20 protein-coding genes and 1 other RNA gene are annotated in these 20,991 nt (G+C 53.6%); 17 read left to right on the top strand and 4 right to left on the bottom strand.

Going from position 1 to position 20,991, the window contains the following annotated elements; genetic code table 11:
* The first annotated feature begins 39 nt into the window (after positions 1–39).
* Entirely contained in the window at positions 40–459 is a 420-nt protein-coding gene (locus CWE23_RS04875; protein ID WP_105307667.1) for a ClpXP protease specificity-enhancing factor, read from the top strand.
* 24 nt (positions 460–483) lie between these two features.
* Here the strand turns inward: CWE23_RS04875 and dolP are convergent, their stop codons facing one another.
* From dolP to CWE23_RS04855, 4 genes are read right to left on the bottom strand one after another with little or no spacing between them, the layout of a single operon-like run.
* Positions 484–1,083: a division/outer membrane stress-associated lipid-binding lipoprotein gene (gene dolP / locus CWE23_RS04870; protein WP_126819664.1), complete on the bottom strand. Its 600-nt coding sequence runs from the start codon at positions 1,081–1,083 to the stop codon at positions 484–486.
* Between the two features lie 2 nt (positions 1,084–1,085).
* The gene (locus CWE23_RS04865) at positions 1,086–1,634 is read right to left on the bottom strand and encodes a D-sedoheptulose-7-phosphate isomerase (RefSeq protein WP_126819663.1); all 549 of its coding nucleotides are present in this window, start codon (positions 1,632–1,634) and stop codon (positions 1,086–1,088) included.
* A gap of 2 nt (positions 1,635–1,636) precedes the next feature.
* Positions 1,637–1,987, bottom strand: a complete 351-nt coding sequence (locus tag CWE23_RS04860; protein ID WP_105305590.1) for a YraN family protein — start codon at positions 1,985–1,987, stop codon at positions 1,637–1,639.
* 3 nt (positions 1,988–1,990) lie between these two features.
* A complete protein-coding gene (locus CWE23_RS04855; RefSeq protein WP_126819662.1) occupies positions 1,991–3,844 on the bottom strand; it encodes a penicillin-binding protein activator in 1,854 nt (617 codons plus the stop codon).
* 78 nt (positions 3,845–3,922) lie between these two features.
* Between CWE23_RS04855 and rsmI the strand changes: the two genes are divergently transcribed.
* From rsmI to ftsA, 16 genes are all read left to right on the top strand, one after another.
* Positions 3,923–4,801: a 16S rRNA (cytidine(1402)-2'-O)-methyltransferase gene (rsmI, locus tag CWE23_RS04850; protein WP_105305592.1), complete on the top strand. Its 879-nt coding sequence runs from the start codon at positions 3,923–3,925 to the stop codon at positions 4,799–4,801.
* Positions 4,802–4,841: 40 nt separating this feature from the next.
* An RNA gene (gene rnpB, locus CWE23_RS04845) (RNase P RNA component class A) lies at positions 4,842–5,195 on the top strand.
* Between the two features lie 235 nt (positions 5,196–5,430).
* Positions 5,431–5,889, top strand: a complete 459-nt coding sequence (gene mraZ / locus CWE23_RS04840) for a division/cell wall cluster transcriptional repressor MraZ (RefSeq protein WP_105305593.1) — start codon at positions 5,431–5,433, stop codon at positions 5,887–5,889.
* Positions 5,889–6,833, top strand: a complete 945-nt coding sequence (rsmH, locus tag CWE23_RS04835; RefSeq protein ID WP_105305594.1) for a 16S rRNA (cytosine(1402)-N(4))-methyltransferase RsmH — start codon at positions 5,889–5,891, stop codon at positions 6,831–6,833. The genes mraZ and rsmH overlap by 1 nt, the downstream gene beginning before the upstream one ends.
* A complete protein-coding gene (gene ftsL / locus CWE23_RS04830) occupies positions 6,826–7,143 on the top strand; it encodes a cell division protein FtsL (protein ID WP_105305595.1) in 318 nt (105 codons plus the stop codon). Before rsmH ends, ftsL begins: the two co-directional genes overlap by 8 nt.
* A complete protein-coding gene (locus CWE23_RS04825; RefSeq protein ID WP_105305596.1) occupies positions 7,134–8,894 on the top strand; it encodes a peptidoglycan D,D-transpeptidase FtsI family protein in 1,761 nt (586 codons plus the stop codon). The genes ftsL and CWE23_RS04825 overlap by 10 nt, the downstream gene beginning before the upstream one ends.
* Positions 8,891–10,363, top strand: a complete 1,473-nt coding sequence (gene murE / locus CWE23_RS04820) for a UDP-N-acetylmuramoyl-L-alanyl-D-glutamate--2,6-diaminopimelate ligase (protein ID WP_126819661.1) — start codon at positions 8,891–8,893, stop codon at positions 10,361–10,363. The genes CWE23_RS04825 and murE overlap by 4 nt, the downstream gene beginning before the upstream one ends.
* The gene (locus tag CWE23_RS04815) at positions 10,360–11,772 is read left to right on the top strand and encodes a UDP-N-acetylmuramoyl-tripeptide--D-alanyl-D-alanine ligase (protein ID WP_105305598.1); all 1,413 of its coding nucleotides are present in this window, start codon (positions 10,360–10,362) and stop codon (positions 11,770–11,772) included. Before murE ends, CWE23_RS04815 begins: the two co-directional genes overlap by 4 nt.
* Positions 11,766–12,848: a phospho-N-acetylmuramoyl-pentapeptide-transferase gene (mraY, locus tag CWE23_RS04810; protein ID WP_105305599.1), complete on the top strand. Its 1,083-nt coding sequence runs from the start codon at positions 11,766–11,768 to the stop codon at positions 12,846–12,848. The genes CWE23_RS04815 and mraY overlap by 7 nt, the downstream gene beginning before the upstream one ends.
* A 38-nt stretch (positions 12,849–12,886) precedes the next feature.
* On the top strand, positions 12,887–14,251 hold the full coding sequence (gene murD, locus CWE23_RS04805) for a UDP-N-acetylmuramoyl-L-alanine--D-glutamate ligase (RefSeq protein WP_105305600.1): 1,365 nt from the start codon (positions 12,887–12,889) through the stop codon (positions 14,249–14,251).
* Positions 14,235–15,461: a cell division protein FtsW gene (gene ftsW / locus CWE23_RS04800; protein WP_105305601.1), complete on the top strand. Its 1,227-nt coding sequence runs from the start codon at positions 14,235–14,237 to the stop codon at positions 15,459–15,461. The genes murD and ftsW overlap by 17 nt, the downstream gene beginning before the upstream one ends.
* Positions 15,458–16,543 carry an undecaprenyldiphospho-muramoylpentapeptide beta-N-acetylglucosaminyltransferase gene (gene murG, locus CWE23_RS04795; protein WP_105305602.1) on the top strand — a complete coding sequence of 362 codons (1,086 nt, stop codon included), beginning with the start codon at positions 15,458–15,460 and terminating at the stop codon, positions 16,541–16,543. The genes ftsW and murG overlap by 4 nt, the downstream gene beginning before the upstream one ends.
* 13 nt (positions 16,544–16,556) lie before the next feature.
* The gene (gene murC, locus CWE23_RS04790; RefSeq protein ID WP_126819660.1) at positions 16,557–18,035 is read left to right on the top strand and encodes a UDP-N-acetylmuramate--L-alanine ligase; all 1,479 of its coding nucleotides are present in this window, start codon (positions 16,557–16,559) and stop codon (positions 18,033–18,035) included.
* A complete protein-coding gene (locus CWE23_RS04785; RefSeq protein WP_105305604.1) occupies positions 18,032–18,961 on the top strand; it encodes a D-alanine--D-alanine ligase in 930 nt (309 codons plus the stop codon). The genes murC and CWE23_RS04785 overlap by 4 nt, the downstream gene beginning before the upstream one ends.
* A complete protein-coding gene (locus CWE23_RS04780) occupies positions 18,961–19,725 on the top strand; it encodes a cell division protein FtsQ/DivIB (protein ID WP_126819659.1) in 765 nt (254 codons plus the stop codon). Before CWE23_RS04785 ends, CWE23_RS04780 begins: the two co-directional genes overlap by 1 nt.
* A 6-nt stretch (positions 19,726–19,731) precedes the next feature.
* Positions 19,732–20,964: a cell division protein FtsA gene (gene ftsA, locus CWE23_RS04775; protein WP_105305606.1), complete on the top strand. Its 1,233-nt coding sequence runs from the start codon at positions 19,732–19,734 to the stop codon at positions 20,962–20,964.
* Positions 20,965–20,991: the final 27 nt, after the last annotated feature.

Below are 20,991 nucleotides of genomic sequence, written 5' to 3'. Positions count from 1 at the left end.
GCTCGCTACCTTTGGGAGGCGATGATGAAAGTGACTGATATGACCCCTAAGCGCCCGTATTTACTGCGGGCCTTATACGACTGGATTGTGGATAACCAGCTGACACCACATCTGGTGGTCGACGCTACGATTGTAGGTACTAAGGTGCCACAACAATTCGTCAACGACGGACAAATTACGCTGAATATTTCACCCAGCGCGGTTGTGGGTCTGCAACTGCTGGATGATGAAATACGTTTTAATGCGCGGTTTGGCGGTCAGCCAATGGAAGTGATCGTGCCGATGACGGCAGCGCTTGCCTTGTTCGCCCGCGAAAACGGTGCCGGGGCGATGTTTGAAGCCGAGCCTCAGCTGGATAAAATGCCATCTACGGATGACGATGCCGGCGACGCACCTGAGGCGAGCCCGGAGAAAAGCTCTACAACCCGTAAACGTCCTAATCTAAAAGTCATTAAGTAATAAAATAGGTGTTTAAGGCCCCGCTTAGCGAGGCGCCTTAAACGCTTTGATGACACGAGTTACACCTTTTACGTTGCGGGCAATGTCGACCGCGATGTTGGCCGAATCACCACCGACAATCCCCAACAAGAACACTTCACCATTCTCGGTAACCACTTTTACATCCGATGCATCGACCTTATCGTTCGCGGCGAGCTTCAGTTTTACCTGACTGGTAATCCAGGCGTCATTGGTCTGAGTAGAGAGGCCGGCCTGAGAGCTGATACGTACCTGGTTAAAAATGTTATCGATACCGTTAGTATCGCTAATGATGCGCTCGGCACGTTGACGAGCGGCTTCGTTCGGTACCTGCCCTATCAGTAATACATTCTGGTCATAACTGACCACACGTAAACGGTATTCACCTAATTGTTCATCATTGCCAAGCTTAGCGTTGGCTTTCATTTCGATGGTCTGGTCGTCCAACTGACTGCCGATAGTCCGCGGATCGGTTACCGAGCTAACGCCCAGTGCCGCTGCCCCGGTCGCAACCACGGCGCAACCATTCAAGGTTGCTAATAACGTGAGTGCCGTAGCAACTTGGGTAAAACGACGGCGTAAACAGGTTTGGCTAAGCTGTTGCATGATTACTCGTGCTCCTGAGGAAAAATGGTCTGTTCAATCAATTCGCATAGGCAATGGCTTATCAATAACTGTTGTTCAAGCACGCGCGCCGGATTCAGCGACGGTACCTGTATTTCCACATCATCCGCGCCAAGCAGACCCGACACCAGCTCGTTATTCTGTCCGGTTAAGGCGACAATGATCATTTCCCGGCTCAGTGCCACTTCCATGGTCTCGATTAACGTTTGGTCGTCACCGTCAGCTGCGGCAATCACAATCAAAATGTCATTACTTTGCGCCAGTGAAGCCACTTGTTGGTGGCCATAGGACTGTAATGGAATCGCCTGAAAAGCCGGCCGTTCCAGCTTCATTCCGCAATTCATTTTTTCAGCAAAATGCTGACTGAGCCAGGATGCCGACGCATTACCATGAACAAACAAACGCTGGCCATTGAGCAGACTATTGACCAACAGTCCGACAGTGTCTTCGATAACATCCGATAACCCTTCAACCGCCGATATTTGCGTCTGAATACTTTCGGTAAATACGGTTTTAACGCGCTCTGACTGCATGATTAAAAAGCATCCTTAAGCCAATTAATGGAAGCGTCGGGGCCGGTAATAGTGATCACATCAAAGCGTAACCTCAGCCGATGCTGATCCAGTCCCCGTTGCAGTAAAAAGTGTTGTGCTGTAAAACGAATTCTTCGACATTGTGCCGGAGTGATTTGTTCTAGCGCCGCTGCAAAATTCTCATCATGCCGGTATTTGACCTCGATAAATACATAGGCTTGTTGATGTTTTGCAATTAAATCGATTTCACCCCCCTCGATACGAAAATTACGTTCGACGAGTTGCAATCCTTGCTGCGATAAAAACGCGGCCGCGAGTTGTTCTGCGCGGTTTCCTTTGGCTTTTTTTGACATAGTTTACTTTAAGGGCTGAATGGCTTGCTCCTTAAAGATAGCCCAGTCGAGTTCTCTTTGTACGCGGTTAAATGCTATCGATAAACGTCCGTTAAATCCGCTCCACTGTGCGCCAGGGAATACATTAAGCGCCTGTGCTTTACTCACCAAATAAAGACTATCATGGCCCATGGCCAATAGTCGCGCTTCGTTAAAGCTCATGTCGGAGCGCAGTTCAAGCCACTGTTCGAGCGCCGAGCTTTGTTGATGAGCGCCGATGAGAAATGGACTGTCCGAGAACTGAACGCCGGACAAATCAGAATCACCGCCGCGGTTACTGCGTTCGTGCACCGAGGAACTGGCGTATACGGTCAGTGGTGGCGCAAAAGGCGACAGATTGACATCAATAAATGGCTTTAATAACCGCACCTGCGCCAAATTACCGGGTAAGTACACCGAGTCAACGTCAGCACGACTGCGCTCCTGCTCGTCGACAATGATTTTACCGGCCGCGATTTTGACCTCGCGGATACGCTGTTTACTCGCGCTGATACCGAGCAACTCCTCGACCACGGGTTGCATTTGCTCTTGCTCAGCATACCAGCCGACGGTCGCTGAGTGATCACTTACTTGCTGCAAACGTTGTTGAAAGTTCTCCACCATGCGGCGGCTGGAGCCGCTATTGGCGGCAAAAATCAACGGTGCCTGTTGCGACTGCGAGGCAAGATATTCAGCGGCCTGATGAGCCTCATCCTCCGGTGCCAGTGCAAACTGGATAATAGTATTGGTGGGTACCGTTGATAATACACCGTCGCTCTCATTCAGCATAAGATGAAAAACGCCGGATAACGGGCGTTTCAGCCAGGCTTCAACGTTGTCCTTCAATAACGGTCCGATAACATGAGTGACGCCGGACTCGACAATTTGGGCGGCCTGCTGTTCGATGTCGGTACGGTTGGTGTCGATAAAGGTAATGTCTTGTTGCTGCTCTGCCGCTGCCATCAGTAAACCGTCGCGAACGGCTATGCCTTGTGCCTGATAGCGTCCCGATAACGGCAGTAGAGCGATAACCTGCTGCGGTGTTTGCCAGGACTGCTGTTGCCATTCGGTCACTAAACCATTGGCGAGATGATCCGGGTAGCTTGATTGCCAGCGGGCAAACCCCTCTGCTAGATCAATCGACTGTTGCTGGCTGTCATGAAACAGTTTCGCCAGCCGCCACCAACCGGCTATGGTACTGTTTGACGGCCGTTGCTGTGGCAGTTGCGCAGCGGGAACCTGACGTAGATAGCGCCAAATAGCGTCACGGCTTTGTTGTGCTGTCGCTTCACCATGATACTGCTCCGCTTCTATTTGTCGCACCACGGCTTGCCAATACTGATTTTGTTGAGCGTAGCTGAGCGCCAACAAGTTAAGAGCCTGTAGCCTTAAGCGCCGTTGTTGGAATCGTTGGGCGATGGGCTCAAGGGTGGTGGAAACCTGTTGCCACTGTTGCTGCTGTGCCAACCACTGTGCCTGAGCAAGACGGAACAGCGGGTAGGCGGACGGCGTCAGTTGCCGAGGACTGATTTGACTCAAAATTGCCGCGCTTTGTTGCCACTGTTCGTCGTTTTGAAACGCTAACGCAGCATGAATGAGCAAAGTTTGTTGTTGTGCCGTCGAGTCCGCTTCGCGGGCATCCGCCAGCCATTCAGCTGCAGAGCGTTGACTTTTTACCGTGTCGGTCAGCACTTCGTTGCCGTTGTCGGGAGCTGTCGCGGGTGGCACCGACGACGGCTGCTCGACCGAGCTGCATTGTGTGAGCAGAACGGTGCTCAGCATGGCAATGCCAGCTCGCATGATGCGAGTATAAACTGTACGACTGAATTGAATCGTCACGGAAACCTGTCCTCTGCCAAAGCCTGGCTGGTGATGATACTATAATGCCAAGGTTGATTGAAACAAACAAAGGCACACATGTCGTCCGCTGGTACTGTAAAAGAAACGAAAAACACAGGCACACTTTATATTGTTCCGACGCCGATTGGTAATTTGGGGGATTTATCGGAACGAGCCGTAGCGGTGCTACGCACGGTTGACTGTGTCGCCGCTGAAGATACCCGGCATAGCCGCCCGTTACTGCAGCAGGTTGGCTCTAAGGCTCGCGTCATTGCTTTGCATGAGCATAACGAGCAGCAGAAAGCGCAGACGCTGATCGAACAACTTGAGCAGGGACAGTCGATTGCATTGATCAGTGATGCGGGAACACCGTTAATCAGTGATCCGGGTTATGTCATGGTGCGCGCCTGCAGACGTCAGGGAATTCCGGTGGTCGCGTTACCGGGCCCCTGTGCGATCACCACGGCATTGAGTGGTGCCGGTATCGCGACGGACCGCTTCACTTTTGAAGGGTTTTTGCCCGCTAAGCCACAGCAACGGCGTAAGCAACTGGAGCTGCTAAAAACAGAAGTGCGGACATTGGTATTCTATGAATCACCACATCGCATCCTGCACACCCTGCAGGATATGGCCGAGGTTATCGGGCCAGAGCGTGAGCTAGTGCTGGCGCGTGAATTAACCAAGCAGTTCGAAACCTACTTGTTCGGTAACGCCGAACAACTGTTGCAGCGCTTGCATGACGACAGCAATCAGCAACGCGGTGAAATGGTGTTAATGGTTGCTGGCTTTCAGCCGTCGGAACAGACCTCTGACGAACCGGGAGCTGAGGCACAGAGAGCATTACGAGTGCTATGTGAAGAGCTGCCATTAAAGAAAGCGGCGGCATTAGTCGCCAAGCTCTACGATGAGCGAAAAAATGCACTCTACCAATGGGGTCTGAAAAACCTTAATAATTGATTGAGGTCTGTGTCGACAGGGCGTATGATTGCGCGCTTGGGAAGCCTGCCAGACAATCGCTGCTCATGCTTGCATGAGGGGAGGAAAGTCCGGGCTCCACAGGGCAGGGTGCCAGGTAACGCCTGGGCGGTGTAAACCGACGACCAGTGCAACAGAGAGCAAACCGCCGATGGCCGCTTGCGGCACAGGTAAGGGTGAAAGGGTGCGGTAAGAGCGCACCGCGCGACTGGTAACAGTTCGTGGCACGGTAAACTCCACCCGGAGCAAGGTCAAATAGGGGTTCTATGGCGCGGCCCGCGTTGAACCCGGGTAGACTGCATGACGATCAGGGTGACTTGATCGCTAGATGAATGATTGTCCACGACAGAACCCGGCTTATCGGCGGGCTTCCCTCCTTCTTTATGTAACCGTTCTCTCAGTTTCAGAAATACGTCCCAAATACACCCCAATACGTCATTAGCCAAAATGCCTTTTGGCTTCAACGACTTGACGTAAAAATCCTGAAAATTTCACGAAAAGCCCAGTTTCCGCAAGGTTTTTAGCTTGACAGTGGGAAGTTTAACTACCTAGACTGTAACATTGTGGGGATTTGTGGATAATCGTGGATCAAAAATGATCAGGTGGGGATCATGTTCCGAGGGGCAACAACAATCAGTCTGGACAGTAAAGGGCGCTTAGCGATACCCGCTAAGTATCGTCATGCGCTGTCGATAGACTGTGACGGCAAGATGGTCTGCACGATAGATATTAAGCAGCCTTGCCTATTGTTGTATCCGCTACCGGAATGGCAAATCATCGAACGTAAGTTGACCCAATTATCCAGCATGAATCCAGCAGAACGCCGTTTACAGCGTTTACTGCTTGGCCACGCCGACGACTGTGATATGGATAAAAATGGCCGTTTGCTCATTTCTGCACCACTGCGGCAGCATGCCGGGCTTGATAAAAAGCTGATGTTGGTGGGGCAGTTAAATAAGTTTGAAATTTGGGACGAAGCCGCCTGGCATGACCAAATTGCGCAAGATATGGATGTTGAGCGTGAAGGCGATTTCACCTTAAACGAACGCTTGGAAGATTTCTCTTTATAATGACAACAACGACACCGCAACACGTTTCGGTGCTTTTAGAAGAATCCATTACTGCGTTAGTGATTGATCCGCAAGGCACCTATATTGACGCCACCTTTGGACGTGGCGGTCACACGCGTGCGTTGCTACAGCAACTCGGTGACCAAGGGCGCGTTATCGCGCTCGACCAAGACCCTCAGGCGATCGAAGCAGCCAGCCACATTGATGACCCTCGTTTTAGCATTATCCACACCCCCTTTTCACGCTTGGGCGAGGTGATTGAACAACAACAACTGACCCACCAGGTCACCGGCATTCTGTTCGACCTTGGCGTCTCCTCCCCACAATTGGATGACGCCGAGCGTGGTTTCAGCTTTATGCGCGACGGTCCACTCGACATGAGAATGGACAGTTCACAAGGCGAAACCGCAGCAGAATGGCTAAACCATGCCAGCTTTGATGACATCGTTTATGTACTGAAAGTCTATGGCGAAGAGCGTTTCGCCCGGAAAATTGCTCGTGCCATAGTCCATGATCGTGAGTTGGAACCCTTTACTCGCACGAAGCAACTGGCTGACTTGATTGGCCGCGTTGCGCCTAGTAAGGAACGTCATAAACATCCGGCGACGCGGTCGTTCCAGGCGATCCGTATTCACATTAACCGTGAACTGGAACAAATTGAAGCCGCGTTGGATGCTTCTTTGGACGCCCTGAAAGAAGGTGGACGGCTGGTGGTGATTAGCTTCCATAGTCTGGAAGACCGCATCGTCAAACGCTTTATGCGTGCTCACAGCCAGGGTAAACAAGTGCCGGCCGGGTTGCCACTGACCGAAGCGGAACTGAATAAAGATCGCACGCTGGCGCTGGAAGGAAAAGCCATCAAGCCGTCAGCACAGGAACTGCAACATAACCCACGGGCGCGCAGCTCGGTGTTACGGGTAGCGCGGAGGTTGGCTCATGGCTAAACCACGTTATCCGACATTACCGGTCATGCTGCTGCAGGATCTGCGCCGCTATAAATGGGTGATCGCGTTGATGTTGTTAGTGATGATGACCGCATTGAGTGTCATTTATATCGCCCATCAAAACCGGCAACTTACCGCGGCCAGAGATCAATTGCTCTCTAACCGCGACCTATTGGATCGCGAATGGCGACATCTGGTGATCGAGCAAAACTCACTTACCGAGCACAGTCGTGTCGAACGGATCGCGCAGGAACAGCTGGGTATGGTCGATATTACCCGCGAGCATGAGGTGGTCGTGCCATGGCAATAAGACCACAGCCAAAAACAGCGGCCAAGCGCAACCGTAAAAACAAACCGGCTGTCGGCACACAGTGGCGTTTTTATGTGGCGGTCAGTATTTTGTTTTCGGTGTTCAGTGTGCTGGTGGCGCGCGCCGCTTACATTCAGGTCATCAGTCCGGAGCGTTATTCATCGCAGGGCGATATGCGTTCGTTGCGCTCAGCCAGTTTGAGTGTGCAACGCGGCATGATCGTTGACCGTAACGGTCGCGAGTTGGCTGTCAGCGTACCGGTTGAAACCGTTTGGGCCGACCCGCAGCGTATTGCTGAAGCCAATGCACTCAGTGATACGAGACGCTGGCAGGCATTAGCCGAAACGTTTCGGATGAATCGCGAAGAATTGGTTAGTAAGGTGTCTGACCCCGAGCGACGCTTTGTCTACCTACAACGTAAAGTGACGCCCAGCGAGGCCGATTATGTGCGCCAGTTAAATATCCCGGGTGTCTACTTAAAAACCGAATCACGCCGTTATTATCCAACCGGCGAAATCAGCGCCCATTTGTTGGGGCTGACCAACATTGACGGGCAGGGTCAAGAAGGGCTTGAACTGCTTTATGATGAACATCTAACCGGTACTCCCGGTAAGCGAGTTTATCGCAAGGACGCGCAAGGGCGGGTTATTGAAGAGGTGAGCCAAACCGACGCTGAGCAACCGAAACAATTAACCCTAAGCATTGATCAACGGATTCAGGCGACTGCCTACACCGAGTTGAAAAAAGCCGTGCGCTACAATCAGGCAACCTCGGGTAGTGCGGTGGTCATCGACGTTGATACCGGCGAAATTTTGGCGATGGTCAATAGCCCGTCCTTTAATCCTAACAATCGTGCGGACCTGCAAAGTTACAAAATGCGCAACCGGGCGATTACCGACAGCTACGAACCTGGCTCAACGGTTAAGCCATTGGTGGTGTTGAGCGCGTTGGAAAACCGCTTGCACAAAGCCGGTGACACCATCGATACCAGCCCTGGCTGGCTGCGCATCGGCGGACGCCGGGTCAGCGATCCGCGCAATTACGGCGAGCTGAACCTGGGCGGCATTCTCGAGCATTCATCAAACGTCGGGGTTACCAAAATCGCCCTGGAACTGGGCGTCGACCCGTTGTTGCAAACCTATTTTGATGTCGGCTTTGGTAATGATACCGGCGTGTCGTTACTGGGTGAAAGTATGGGCATGTTTGGTAACCGCCGGCGCTGGTCAGATTTTGAACTGGCGACCTTGTCCTACGGCTATGGACTTTCGGTCACCACGTTGCAACTGGCGCGCGCCTATACCGCCATTGCCAGCGGGGGCATGTTGCGGCCATTAACGATTTTCCGGCAGGAGTCGCCGTTACCGGCCGAGCAGGTGTTCAGCCCGGATAATACCCGAGCCGTTATCCGTATGATGGAACGGGTGGTCAGCGAGGGAACGGCAAAAGAAGCACAAGTGCCGGGTTATCGTATCGCCGGCAAAACCGGAACCACACGAAAAGCGACGGCGACTGGCGGCTATGGTGACGAGTATGTGGCGTTATTTGCGGGAATGGCACCGGCGTCCGACCCCGAAGTGGTGGTTGTGGTGACCATTAATGAACCCGGCACCGATGATTATTATGGCGGTACCGCTGCCGCCCCGGTATTTTCTTCCATTGTGGGTCAGACCATGCGGTTACTGAATATTGCGCCTGATAACCTGCACAACGAACCAATGAAGGCTGCCAGTGTGGGAGGGCCTGTGCCATGAAGCTGCAACACCTGTTACACATGGTGCACCAACCTTTGCCCGATGTTGAGATCAGCGGGCTAAAACTGGACAGCAGACAGGTCGCCAATGGCGATTTGTTTGTTGCTGTGCCTGGCTACTTAACCGATGGCCGGCAGTTTATTCGCCAGGCGTTGGACAGTGGCGCCAGTGCGGTATTGGCAGAGGCGGAAAGCCTAACGGTTGAAGTGCTGGAGGGTGTTCCGGTGGTAAAAATGCCCGCCGTAAAAGAACAGTTGTCATTAATTGCGGGCACCTTTTTCGGCCATCCGTCCCGCCATGCCAAGGTGATAGGTGTGACCGGCACCAATGGCAAAACGTCGGTGACTCACCTTATCGCGCAACTGGCTAAAGCGATGGGGCATGAGGCTGCGGTCATCGGTACCACCGGCAGTGGCCTTATTGGTCGCTTGCTGCCGGAAAAACACACCACACCGGATGCTGTTACCGTTCAACAACGTTTGGCGACGATGGTGGCGGAAGGTGCGCAGTGGATTGCTATGGAGGTGTCGTCCCACGCGCTGGTGCAGCGACGAGTTGAAGCGTTAAGTTTCAGTTCGGTAGCGGTGACCAACATTAGCCGTGACCATCTTGATTACCACGGCACGATGGATAATTACGTGCGGGCAAAGTATCGCCTGTTCAGTGACTTTGACGCCGGGCACCGGATAATTAATGCCGACGACAACGCCTTAGAAAGCTGGTTAGAGGACTTCCCTGACAGCATCACAACCGGTCTGTTTGAACAACCGAATGGTCAGGGTTTACGCGCCGAGAATATTCGCTACAACGGCGACGGCACCCATTTCGATGCGGTTTGGTATCAACCGCAGGGTCGAACACAGCAGGTCGAAGTGCAGTCGCCGCTGCTCGGCCAGTTTAATGTTTATAACCTCCTGACTGCACTGGCGGTAATGGTTGCTGAAGGCGTGGCGTTAGCCGATGCGGCGGTAGCATGCCAGCAGTTGCAACCGGTTCCGGGCAGAATGGAAGCGTTTCAGAACGAGCGTTCGGCGCTCATCGTCGTCGACTATGCGCACACTCCGGACGCACTGCAGCAGGTATTGCAAGCCTTACGCAAGCACTGTAAAGGCAAGCTCTGGTGTGTGTTTGGTTGTGGCGGCGATCGCGATCGTGGTAAACGCCCGCAAATGGGTCAGGTGGCGGCTGAATACGCCGACGTGGTGGTGGTGACAGACGATAACCCCCGCACCGAGCCGGCAGAACAAATCATTGCCGATATCTTAGCGGGTACTGGCAGCAAAAAGCGTACTCGGGTGATTCAGGGGCGCCGCGAAGCGGTGCTGGATACTATCGCCCGGGCTGAGGCTGATGATGTGGTATTGCTAGCCGGAAAAGGCCATGAGGATTACCAGGTGATTGGCACCGAGCACATTGATTATAACGAACGGGCGATTGTTGCCGACTGGCTACGAGGAGACAATCTATGATTACGGTCAGCTTGCAATGGATAGCCGAGAAACTTGGCGCCAAAGTGGTAGGGACGGATGACGCTGCCGGAATAATGATCAGTAAAGTAAGCACTGACACGCGCGAATCCATGGCCGATGCGTTATTCATCGCGTTAAAAGGTAAAAACTTTGATGCGCATGAGTTCATTGACCAAGCCGCTGCCCAGGGAGCGAAGGCGGTGGTTTGTCAGCAGCAAGTCGACAGCAACATACCGCAACTTATTGTTGAAGACAGCCGCTACGCACTGGGTCAGCTTGGTGCAGCAGTAAAAGCCGAGGTTGCACCGAAAACCGTCGCCATAACCGGCAGCAACGGCAAAACGACGGTTAAAGAAATGCTGGCCGCGATTTTATCGCAACGGCATAAGGTGTTAGCGACCCAAGGTAACTTTAACAATGACATCGGCGTGCCGCTGACGCTGCTGCGTATTCAACCCGAACACGAATACGCCGTGATCGAATTAGGTGCGAATCACCCAGGGGAAATTGCCTATACCACGGCGCTAACGCGGCCCGACGTTGCCATTTTGAACAATGTTAGCGCCGCTCATGTTGAAGGATTTGGTTCGATACAGGGCGTAGCCCGCGCGAAAACTGAGATTTTTCGGGGCTTACCGGATGATGGCCTGGCGATAACGACTCGCCACTCGGAGTTCTTGCCCTGCTGGGAGCGCAACCGCGAGGGCAAACGCTGGCAAACCTTTGGCTGGGATGATGCCGCCGATGTTTATGCCAGTGACGTACAACTCGATGCGGAAGGACGGCCAAGTTTTACCTTACATTTGTTCGATAACCAAGCACGAGTGTCGTTGCAACTATCCGGTAAACACAACGTGCTCAATGCGCTGGCAGCGAGCACTGCTGCGCACGAACTGGGCGTAGGCATTGTTGATATCATCAGCGGGCTCGAATCGGTGCAGCCAGTCGCCGGGCGCTTGACCACTTATAAGCTGAGCGATCGTATTCGTCTTATCGATGACAGTTATAACGCCAGTGTCGCCTCAACCAAGGCGGCATTGGAGCTGCTGGGTGATTACCGGGGTTACCGAATTATGGTGCTGGGTGATATGGGCGAGCTGGGGGCAGACGCTCGTGCTTATCATGAAGAAGTCGGCAGCCACGCGCTCGACTGTGGTATCGATAATTTATTTACGCTCGGTGTGCTCAGTCAAAGTGCCAGCGAAGTGTTCAACGGCCGCGGTGGCCGACATTTTTCTTCGGTGGATGATATTGTCGCCGCCATTTTACAGATCATTACACAACAAAGCCTGGAGCAGCCGGTCACAGTGTTGGTTAAAGGCTCTCGCTCTGCACATATGGAGCGCGTTGTACAAGCGTTAAAAGAGCAGATGCAGAAGCAAACACAAGAGGACCAGCACGCATGTTAGTTTGGCTTGCGGAATACCTAACCCAGTTTGAGAGCGCGTTTAATGTGTTCTCCTATCTGACCCTACGCGCCATATTAAGTGTGCTGAGTGCACTGATTTTATCACTGTGGTTAGGTCCGTGGATGATCGCCCGGTTACAGCGTCTGCAAATTGGCCAGACGGTGCGCGATGATGGCCCACAAAGTCACCTCAGTAAAACCGGCACCCCGACCATGGGCGGGGTGCTGATCCTCGTTGCCATTGTTGGCTCAAGTCTGTTGTGGGCGGATTTAGATAACCGCTATGTATGGGTGGTTTTGTTTGTCGTTATTGGTTTTGGCGTGGTCGGATTTATTGATGATTACCGTAAAGTGGTGCGCAAAGATCCAAAAGGCCTTATCGCCAAGTGGAAGTATTTCTGGCAATCCATCATTGCTAGCGTGGCGGTGGTTTACCTGTACTGGTCCAGCAGCCTGCCAAGTGAAACCGCACTGTTGGTGCCGTTTTTCAAAGAGGTTATGCCACAGCTCGGGCTGATGTATCTGCTACTGGGTTACTTTGTCATTGTTGGTACCAGTAATGCGGTAAACCTGACCGACGGGCTGGATGGGTTGGCGATCATGCCGACGGTAATGGTGGCTGGCGCACTCGGCGTGTTCGCCTACGCGTCCGGTAACATTAATTTTGCCGAGTATTTACAAATTCCGCACTTACCCTTGTCCGGTGAACTGCTGGTGGTTTGTGCGGCCATTGTTGGCGCCGGGCTTGGCTTTCTGTGGTTTAACACCTACCCGGCAATGGTGTTCATGGGCGATGTCGGTTCGTTGTCACTCGGTGCCACGCTCGGCACCATCGCCATCCTGGTGCGCCAGGAACTGGTACTGTTCATTATGGGTGGCGTGTTTGTGATGGAAACCGTCTCGGTGATGTTGCAGGTTGGCTCCTACAAACTGCGTGGTAAACGCATTTTCCGGATGGCACCCATTCATCATCATTACGAATTAAAAGGCTGGCCGGAACCACGGGTGATCGTGCGCTTCTGGATTTTATCATTAATTTTTGTGCTGATAGGGCTGGCAACGCTCAAGCTGCGTTAAGCTTGGACGTGCCAGCACGACAAACGGAGTGCTGAAAAATGTCGTCAATTGACTGGCAAAACGTAGAACAAATCACGGTACTGGGCTTGGGTAAGTCCGGCCTTTCCGTGCTGCGTTACTTGCAACGTCAGTTTAACAACGACATCAGCAACGGTACCTTAAGCATTAGGGCGTTCGATTCACGAGAGCAGGCGCCGGGGCGAGAACAGGCAAGTGCCTTGATCGGCGCAGAGAACGTGTTTTGTCGGCGTTGGCAGTTGGAAGACACGCTGGCGGCGGATGTACTGGTGTTAAGCCCCGGTATCGACGCGCGTGAAGAGCCTATCGAGCTGGCGATGCAAGCCGGCGTGATCGTCACCGGCGATGTTGAACTGTTTGCCCAGCAGGTGCGCCAGCCGGTGGTGGCGATTACCGGCTCTAATGGCAAGTCGACGGTTACCCGAATGGTAGAACACATTGCTCGACGCGCCGGTATCAACGCACTCGCGGCAGGTAATATTGGCTTGCCGGTATTGGATGCGCTGGCGCAAAACGCTGACGCCTATGTGCTGGAGCTGTCCAGTTTTCAGTTGGAAACCCTCAATTCATTGCGGCCAAAGGCCGCGACCGTGCTCAATATCAGCCCGGATCATATGGATCGTTATCCGAGCCTGGCCGACTATACGGCGGCGAAACTGCGCATTTATCAAGGTTCGGAGATACAGGTGCTGAACCGTCAGCAACCGGAGTGCTGGCCAACCCAGTGCAGCTCAACCTTACGCTTTGGTGATGACGATGCGGCAGAGTTTGGGCTCATCAGGCACCAGGACGAAACCTGGATTAGCTATCAGGGTAAACGTCTGCTTGGCGCTCATCAATTGACGGTGCAGGGCTTGCATAACTTGCTCAACGCCCAGGCAGCACTGGCATTAAGTTCAGCATTGGGTATCTCCGTTAATGAGGCAGCCCGTCATCTGGTCCAGTTTTATGGTCTCCCGCATCGTTGCCAATTAGTGACAGAGCGCAACGGTGTTAAGTGGGTGAATGATTCGAAAGCCACCAATATCGGAGCAACCGAGGCCGCCATTAAGGGTATGCGTCCGATTGTCGCCGGTAAATTGATTCTTATCGCCGGCGGAGAGGGCAAAGGCGCCGACTTTAGCGCGTTACAGGCAAGTTTGAAGCAGGTCGATGTGCTATTAACCATTGGCAAAGACGGGCCGGCCATTGGCGCATTATTCAATGGCTCACGGCAGTTACAAAGCCTTGACGATGCGGTAGCGTTGGCGTCAACCCTGAGTGAACCGGGCGATATGGTACTGCTGTCGCCTGCCTGCGCCAGTTTTGATCAGTTTGATAATTTTGAACATCGCGGTGACGTGTTCGCCCGGGCTGTGGAGGCGCATGATGAACAAAGCGCATGAACAACAGCTTGATCTGAATATGCAGACAACGTCGCGGAAGCCATTAGCGGCTACCTTGGCGTGGTTGTGGCCGGGCCACGCGAACAGTCTTTATGACCGCGTGCTGTTGACGCTGTCGATGGTGTTGTTGATTTTTGGTTTTATTATGGTGACCTCGGCATCGTTGCCCACGGCTGAAAAGTTAACCGGTAATCCGTTTCACTTTGCTATCCGCCATACGGTGTATGTCATCGCCGGTCTCATAGTGATGCTGGTGACGCTGGCCATCCCCACCCAGTTGTGGCAACGGCATAGTGGCAAGTTGTTGCTGACGGGGCTGGGCATGTTGGTACTGGTGCTGCTGGTCGGCCACTCGGTCAATGGCGCTCAGCGCTGGATAAAAATTGGACCGATCACGATCCAGGTCGCGGAACTGGCGAAACTGTTCTTTTACATTTACATGGCCAGCTATTTGTCACGGCGAGAAGAGGAAATCCGCGAGGCGACCAAAGGTTTTATTAAGCCGTTGGTACTGCTTTTTATCGCCGCAGTGTTACTATTGATGCAACCCGACTTTGGTACCGTAGCGGTGATGTCGGCGACCACCATTGCCATGCTGTTCCTGGCAGGCGCCAAACTGTGGCAATTTTTTGGTGTGTTTCTTACCTGCGTGCTGGCGCTGATCCTGCTTATCATCGTTGAACCCTACCGGATGCAGCGGATGCTGACCTTTTTAGAGCCGGAGAAAGATCCCTTTGGTGCCGGCTATCAGTTGATGCAGTCACTGATTGCCTTTGGTCAGGGACAGTTTAGTGGCCTGGGGCTTGGCAACAGCATTCAGAAGCTGCAGTACCTGCCTGAGGCTCATACCGACTTTATTATGTCCGTGGTTGCTGAAGAGCTCGGTTTTATCGGCGTAGTGAGCGTTATTGTACTGGTATTAATGCTGGTCAGCCGGGCGCTAGTGATCGGCCGTCGCTGTTTGTTGATCAACCACCGTTATGGTGGCTACCTGGCATATGGTATCGGCGTGTGGTTCAGTCTGCAGGCTTTTGTCAACATTGGCGTAGCCTCGGGAGCTTTGCCGACGAAGGGCCTGACGTTACCACTGATCAGCTACGGCGGGACCAGCCTGGTGGTGTCATCACTGGCAGTAGGATTGTTGTTACGCATCGACCATGAACGGCGTATGAGTGGCCGCAAAGTGGCGCCGCGGGGAGGTGCTGAATGACACGGGCGTTGATCGCAGCTGCCGGTACCGGCGGTCATGTCTTCCCGGCGTTGGCCGTTGCTAAACAGTTGCAGCATAACGGCTGGCAGGTGGATTGGCTGGGCACGGAAGAAGGTCGGTTGGAATCGCGGGTGGTGCCGGCCAACGGCATCAACTTGCACCGCATTGCGATGACCGGTGTTCGTGGACATGGATTGTTGCGGCTGGTGAAGGCGCCGTTGCTGTTGGCGTCGGCGGTACGCCAGTGTCAGCGCTTACTGAAGCAGTTGCGTCCGGACATCGTGGTGACCTTTGGTGGTTATGTTTGTGCGCCACTGGGGATTGCCGCCAAGTTAGCCGGTATTCCGTTGCTGGTGCATGAGCAAAATGCGGTGCCGGGGATGACGACGCGTTTACTGGCACCTATCGCGACGGTGGTAATGGCAGGGTTGCCATTGCGTAAAAAAGTCATCAAGCGCGCGCAATGGGTGGGTAACCCGTTGCGCCGTGACATTGAACAATTGGCACAGCGGCCGTTACCGGATTCCGCAAGCGGCCATCCGATCAAGTTGTTGGTGGTCGGCGGTAGTCTTGGCGCTCAAGTGCTCAATGAGGTTGTGCCGGAGGCCTTACAGAATATCGAACAGCAGCTAACAGGCACGCATCAGTGTGGTGAGGGTAAAGCGGAGACGGTAACCGCACGTTATCAACAACTGAACCGTCAACCGTTGCAAGTGGTCGAATTTATTGACGATATGGCAGCGGCTTATGACGCCGCCGATTTGGTGATTTGCCGCGCCGGCGCACTGACTGTGTCGGAATTGGCAGCGCTGGGTAAGCCAGCCATTTTTGTGCCACTGCCACATGCGGTCGACGATCATCAAACGGAGAATGCGCGGGTGATGGTTGAGGCAGGCGCAGCGCGGTTGATACCGCAAGCTGAGCTGACTGCCGCCAGCCTTGCAAAGGAGTTGCAAAGTTTATTGCAACAGCCACAACAACTGTGGAAAATGGCGCGCTTCGCGCGCCAGTGCGCTCGGCCCGACGCGACCGAAGCAGTGGCGCAGTTATGTATTGATGCGGTCCGGAACAGGGCTGCATAGCAGGTGATATGAAATGACGATAACAGCAGCAAAAGAACAGCCTTTTACCATAGTGAACGTACCGGAAATGCGCCGGGTAAAACGTATTCACTTTATTGGTATCGGCGGTGCCGGTATGGCCGGTATTGCTGAAGTGCTGCTCAATCAGGGGTACCGCGTCTCGGGCTCTGATATTGCTGACAATGCCAATACCGCGCGGTTGACCCAGTTAGGTGCATGTGTCGTGTTCGGGCACGCGGCAGAAAACGTGGCAGAGGCTAGTGTAGTAGTGGTGTCGAGTGCCATAAAAGCTGACAACGCGGAGCTACTGGCGGCGCAGGAATTACGCATCCCGGTGGTACGCCGGGCAGAAATGTTGGCTGAGCTGATGCGCTTTCGCCACGGTATCGCGGTTGCCGGCACGCACGGTAAAACCACAACGACCTCGCTACTGGCCAGTGTGTTTGCTGAAGCCGGGCTGGATCCGACCTTTGTCATCGGCGGCTTGTTGAATTCTGCCGGCTCCAATGCGCGGCTGGGTAACAGTAAGTATTTGATTGCCGAGGCCGACGAAAGTGATGCCTCGTTTTTGCATCTGCAGCCGATGGTTGCGGTGGTGACGAACATCGAAGCAGACCACATGGACACCTACGAAGGTGACTTTAATAAGCTGCTGGACACTTATGTGGAATTTCTGCACAACCTGCCATTTTATGGGTTGGCCGTGATGTGTATTGATGACCCGGTGGTGGCGGAGTTGATTCCGCGGATTGGTCGGCAGGCCATTACCTATGGTTTTTCCGAGCATGCGGATGTACGCGCAGTCGATTACCGACAAACCGCCGGGCAGAGTCGTTTTACGGTGCTACGGGACGGTCACGCACCACTCGAGGTGGTGCTGAATTTGCCTGGAAAACATAACGCCTTAAACGCGTTAGCGGCGGTTGCTGTGGCGACGGACGAAGGTGTTTCTGACAAGGCGCTGCAGGCGGCTCTGAACCGTTTTGAAGGGATCGGTCGCCGTTTTCAGCATTATGGCGACTTTGTCGCGCCGCAATGGTCGGCGCAGCAAAAGCAACAAGGGCATGTGATGCTGGTCGATGATTACGGACACCACCCGTCTGAAGTCGAAGCGACCATAAAGGCGGCCCGCGAAGGTTGGCCCGATAAGCGCCTGGTGATGGCCTTTCAGCCGCACCGTTATTCGCGCACCCGGGATCTCTACGAAGATTTCGTCAATGTGTTATCGCAACTGGATACGCTGTTATTACTGGAGGTTTATGGCGCCGGTGAAGCGCCGATCAGTGGCGCAGACAGTCGTTCGCTGAGCCGCAGTATTCGCCAGCGAGGACAGGTTGACCCGGTCTATGTCAGCTCGCCGGATGAGTTGGTGGATGTCATCGGTGACATTTTGCAACCGAATGACCTGTTGTTAACGCAAGGTGCCGGTAACATTGGAGCGCTGGCGAAACGCCTTGCCTTCGAGGTATTAGAAGTGGAGAGCAAAGCATGAGTCGCGCGGAATTTGGCAAGGTTGCTGTGATGATGGGGGGACATTCCGCAGAACGCGAGGTGTCACTGAAATCTGGTCAGGCGATCTTAAACGCGTTGCAGGCGCAGGGTATCGAAGCGGTTGCCTTTGATCCGGCACAACAGCCCTTGCAGGCGTTGCTGGAGCAAAACATTGACCGGGTTTTTATTGCCCTGCACGGCCGCGGCGGTGAGGACGGCAGTATGCAGGGTGCTTTGCAAACACTGGGCTTGCCATACACCGGAAGCGGTATTCTGGGCTGCGCGTTGGCAATGGATAAAGTACGTACCAAACAGATCTGGCAAGCAATGGGTTTACCGGTTGCCGACAGTGTCAGTGTCAGCCCACAACAACGGGACCAGATTGATACGCAACAAGTGATGGCGGATTTGGGGGGACGCGTGATCGTGAAGCCGGCCAATGAAGGTTCGTCGATCGGCATGAGTGTCGCCAATGATGCGGAACAACTGGCAACAGCGCTGGATATTGCGTTTCAATACGATCAGCAGGTGCTGGTCGAGCGTTGGATCGTGGGTAAGGAATACACGGTGGGTTTGTTAGCGGGCGAGGCGTTGCCGGTTATCCGCTTACAAACTCCTCATGAATTTTATGACTTTGCGGCCAAATACCAGGCCAATGATACCCAGTATCATTGCCCCGCCGGACTGAGTGCGGAAGACGAACAACACCTGCAACAGTTGGCTGTAGCAGCGTTTGCAGGACTGGGTTGTCGTGGCTGGGGGCGTATTGACGCCATGCGTGATGAACAGGGTAATTGGTATCTGCTAGAAGCCAACGCGGTGCCGGGAATGACCGAGAAAAGCTTAGTGCCAATGGCTGCTAAGGCGCGCGGAGACAGTTTTAGTACGCTGGTTGAAAACATACTGGCGCAAACGTTGGAGTCGTAATGGCAGCAAACGCCAAACGGCAGCCTCTACCAAAATGGAATTTTTGGCTGGGTTTGCTGACCTGCGTGGCGACCGTGCTGGCGTTTATTATTGGCACTGTGAAGTTGATCGATGTGCTGAAGGATGAGCAACAGGTGCCGCTGGCGCGGTTGAACGTGCAGGGTGAACTGCGACAACTGACGCAGGCTGAGATCCGCAGTGCGTTAACGCAACAGCCTATGGGGAGCTTTTTTACCGCCGACGTGAATGTGTTGCGGGAGCGCGTCGAACAACTGCCGTGGGTGGCCAAGGCGTCATTACGGAAAGTCTGGCCGGATCGGCTGTCGGTGTATGTCACCGAGCGGCAACCGGTGGCGCGCTGGAATGGCGACCGGTTGGTGACTGCGGAGGGAACCGTATTCCGTGCCCAACTGGACGAAACGCAGTTAGCGCAGCCGCTGCCAGAGTTGTTCGGCCCGGAAGATGCGGTGTCAGCGACGCTGGAGCAGTTTAATCAGGTCCGACAGATGTTGCAGGTGAATGGCATTGAGGTGCGGGCGATGCGTTTAACCGAGCGGTTTGCCGTCAGTGTGATGCTGGCAGACCAGGTAGAGCTGAAGTTAGGTCGCGAGGCGACATTAGAACGAATAAAACGGTTCATTGATTTATTACCCAGTATCAATGAGCACAAAAACAGTAAGACTAAGGTGCTGGACACCGTCGATTTACGTTATGACACAGGTGCGGCAGTGAGTTGGCGCGAACCAGAAAATAAAGAGAGCTAAATCAGTATGTCGAAAGCTACAGAACGTCAAATGGTCGTTGGTCTTGATATTGGTACCAGTAAGGTGACTGCGCTTATTGGCGAACTGTTACCGGATGACGAGATCAGTGTCGTGGGCGTTGGCGTGACCACCGCTCGCGGGATGGATAAAGGTGGTGTCAACGATCTCAATTTGGTGGTGCAGTCGATTCAGCGCGCCGTTGATGAGGCTGAACTGATGGCCGACTGCCGCGTGGCGTCCGTCTTTCTGAATATTTCCGGACGCCATATTTCGTGTCAAAACGAAAGTGGCATGGTGCCGATTAACGAAGCCGAAGTGACTCAGGATGACGTGGATAACGTCATTCACGCGGCGCAGTCAGTGCCTATTGCGAAAGAACGTCGCATCCTGCACGTCCTGCCACAGGAGTATGTGATTGATTCACAAGAAAGTATTCGCAGCCCAATTGGTATGTCCGGGGTGCGTATGGAGTCAAAAGTCCATATCATTACCTGCGCGAATGATATGGCCAAAAACATCACCAAAGCGGTTGAGCGTTGCGGTTTGCAGGTGGACAAACTGATTTTTTCTGCACTGGCATCGAGCATTTCGGTGCTCACCGATGATGAAAAAGATTTAGGCGTGGCTTTGGTGGATATGGGCGGCGGTACCATCGACATCTGCATCTACGCCGGTGGCGTGTTGCGGCATACGGCGGTGATTCCGGCCGCTGGTAACCAGGTCACCAGTGATATTGCGAAAATATTCCGTACGCCGACCAACCACGCTGAGCAGATAAAAACACAGCACGCCTGTGCTCTGCGACAGATGGTCAGTATGGAAGATACCATTGAAGTACCGTCGGTTGGCGGGCGTCCGGCACGGATGATGTCGCGCCATACGTTGGCTGAAGTGGTGGAACCGCGCTACCAGGAGTTATTTGAGCTGGTCCGCGATGAGATTGAACAAAGCGGTCTGGATGAGCAAATAGCGGCTGGTGTTGTGATCACCGGCGGTAGTGCAAAAATGCAGGGTTGCGTTGAGTTCGCCGAAGAGATTTTTCAGATGCCGGTGCGCATCGGTAAACCCCTCAATGTTAAGGGGCTAAAAGATTATGTAGAAGATCCGGTTTATGCCACTGCGGTCGGCCTGTTACGCTACGGGCAGGAGAGTACGACGGCAGTGCAAAAAGAAAGCACTAAAACTGACGTGATCGGTCTTTGGCAAAAAGTCCAAAGCTGGTTTAAAGGTGAGTTTTAACGCTGGGGTAGCACAATAAGAAAAGCA

Origin of the sequence: Idiomarina aquatica, from assembly GCF_003987185.1 — a bacterium.
GTDB lineage: Bacteria > Pseudomonadota > Gammaproteobacteria > Enterobacterales > Alteromonadaceae > Idiomarina > Idiomarina aquatica.
Note: the sequence above shows the minus strand (reverse complement) of the source record. Positions and strands in the feature narration are given on the sequence as shown.